The organism is Komagataeibacter europaeus LMG 18890 (assembly GCF_000285295.1).
GTDB classification, from domain to species: domain Bacteria; phylum Pseudomonadota; class Alphaproteobacteria; order Acetobacterales; family Acetobacteraceae; genus Komagataeibacter; species Komagataeibacter europaeus.
The window spans coordinates 1-2,396 of the sequence record NZ_CADP01000220.1 but is presented as its reverse complement, the minus strand read 5'-3'; the positions used below and the strand labels follow the sequence as shown (position 1 = coordinate 2,396).

The 2,396-nt window shown below is 59.6% G+C and carries 3 protein-coding genes; all 3 read left to right on the top strand.

Going from position 1 to position 2,396, the window contains the following annotated elements; all coding sequences use genetic code 11:
- A partial coding sequence (tnpA, locus tag GEU01_RS26035) for an IS66-like element accessory protein TnpA (protein WP_081500057.1) occupies positions 1-372 on the top strand: 372 nt, incomplete at its 5' end.
- A complete protein-coding gene (gene tnpB / locus GEU01_RS20835) occupies positions 369-716 on the top strand; it encodes an IS66 family insertion sequence element accessory protein TnpB (protein ID WP_019087537.1) in 348 nt (115 codons plus the stop codon). The genes tnpA and tnpB, both read left to right, overlap by 4 nt.
- 65 nt (positions 717-781) lie before the next feature.
- Positions 782-2,392: an IS66 family transposase gene (gene tnpC / locus GEU01_RS20830; protein ID WP_019087566.1), complete on the top strand. Its 1,611-nt coding sequence runs from the start codon at positions 782-784 to the stop codon at positions 2,390-2,392.
- Positions 2,393-2,396: the final 4 nt, after the last annotated feature.

Genomic DNA, 2,396 nt, shown 5'->3' with positions numbered 1-2,396 from the left:
TGGGAGGTAAATATGGCTCAGGAAATCCTGATTGGCGTTGAACGCCGTCGCCGCTGGCCGGACGAACGGAAGCTGGAGATACTGGCTGAAGTTGGTGTGGACGGGGCAAGTGTATCGGATGTGGCACGTCGGCATGGCCTGACCCGCCAACATCTTTACCAGTGGCGTACTTCATTCCGTCAAAGACTGTCTTCCCCAGATCAGTCTGTGGCGTTTGTTCCTGTTGCTTCCGTGAATGCACCCACTGTGGCGTCTGGCGATGATACTGACGAGTTGGCCATTGTGCTGCGCAATGGCCGTTGTATCAGGGTGACGGGACATCCTGCAGAAGAGCTTCTGGCACGGGTCATCCGGATCGCGGAGACGGCATGATTGGCGTGGGCAACGGTGTGCGTGTCTATCTGGCCTGCGGGGTGACGGATATGCGCAAGGGCATATCGGGGCTGGCCGCACTTGCACAGGACAGGCTGCGTCAGGACCCGACATCGGGCGCTCTCTTCGTCTTTCGCGGTCGCCGGGGGGACAGGATCAAGCTTCTGACGTGGGACGGTCAGGGGTTCTGCCTTTATTACAAGGTGCTCGAGACCGGACGTTTTCCGTGGCCCTCCCCGGCAGATGGCGTTGCCCGCCTGACAGCCGCACAGATGGCCATGCTCTGGGAAGGAATCGACTGGAGACGGCCATCCTGGTCGGCGCCCCCCTCTCGCGTAGCCTGATTTTTTTTCATTATTTCTGTCGCGGATTTCTTTGTTTTCTGGCAGTTTTCCGCTATTATCCAGAGATGGAGCGACACTCTGGCCCCCTGCCTGATGATCTCGAAACCCTCAAGGCCATCATCATGGCCCAGCAGGGCGAGATCGTGCGGCTGTCGGCGTCGGCCCGGGCCTATGATGCCCTTGTCCAGTCGCTCAGGATCCGGATCGCTCGCCTGCAGAAACAGAAATTCGGGGCCAGTTCAGAAAAGATCGAGCGTGAGACTGAACAACTCGAACTGCTCCTCGAAGATGTGGAAATCGCCATCGCGGCAGCCGATCCGTCTCCCGAAAGTGAGGGGGGCGATCGCGGCGACGCCGTGGTCTCTCCTCAAAGACGGCGCGGCAGGCCCCGGGTCTCGGACGCCACACCACGGGAGCGCATTGTGCTCGACCAGGGCGAAGCCTGTTCCGCCTGTGGCGGTCCCTTGCGCCTCGTCGGCGAAGATGTCACCGAAATCCTTGAATTCATCGCGGCAAAACTGAAAGTTGTTGAAACGGCACGGCTGAAGAAATCCTGCCGTCATTGCGAAACACTGGTGCAGCCTGAAGCGCCATCGCGCCCTGTCCCCCGGGGCATGGCTGGCCCCGGGCTCCTGGCCCATATTCTGGTCTCGAAATTCGATGACCATATCCCGCTTTATCGTCAGAACGAGATCTTTGCCCGTCAGGGTGTCGAAATCCCCCGTTCAACCCTGATCGACTGGTGTGGTCAGGCCGTTGCCGTTCTGCGTCCTCTCACAGATATGATCCGTCAGGAGGTCGTGGGGGCAGACCTGCTTCATGCCGATGATACGCCCATCCAGGTTCTTGATCCCCGCCTGCGTCAGGCTGGTAAACCACGCGGTGTGAAGGAAGGGCGGATCTGGACCTATCTGCGCGATCCCCGCCCATGGGGCGGGAGTGATCCACCCGCCGTTGCCTACTGGTTCTCTCCCGATCGCAAGGGGATCAATCCCCAGACCCATCTGGCACAGTTCCGTGGTATTCTGCAGGCTGACGCCTACGCCGGGTTCAGGGACCTGTATAAACCCGATGCAACGGGAACCGTGCGCGTGCGCGAAGCGGCCTGCTGGGCCCACCTGCGTCGGGCATTCCATGATGTCTGGAAAGGCAGCGGCTCGACAATTGCAAGGGAAGCGCTTGAGCAGATCGGAGAGCTCTACGATATCGAGCGGCAGATCACCGGGCATCCCGCCAGGCACCGTCTGGCTGTCCGACAGGAAAAAAGCCGCCCCCGCGTTATAGCGTTCCATGCCTGGTGCGAAGCACAGCTCACCCGCATCCCCGGGAAGGGGGAACTGGCAAAAGCGATCCGCTATGCGCTCAACCGGTGGGCCGCCTTTACCCTGTTTGTGGAAGATGGTCGTGTCGCCATTGACAATAATCCTGCCGAACGAGCCATACGGCCCGTATGCGTCGGCCGAAAAAACTATCTCTTTGCCGGTTCCGATGCCGGTGGGGACAACATCGCTGATGCCATGACCCTCATCGAAAGCGCAAAACTCTCAGGCCTCAATCCGCACGATTACCTCGCCGACGTCCTGGCCCGTATCAACGAGCACAAAATCAACCGGCTCCAAGAACTGTTGCCATGGAACTGGAAACCCGTGACAGATCTTCACAAACAGGCCGCATGATCAA

What these genes read in the sequence shown, in the direction of transcription:
- tnpB (WP_019087537.1), top strand. Translation starts at nt 369, where the DNA reads ATGATTGGCGTGGGCAACGGTGTGCGTGTCTATCTGGCCTGCGGGGTG.
- tnpC (WP_019087566.1), top strand. Translation starts at nt 782, where the DNA reads ATGGAGCGACACTCTGGCCCCCTGCCTGATGATCTCGAAACCCTCAAG.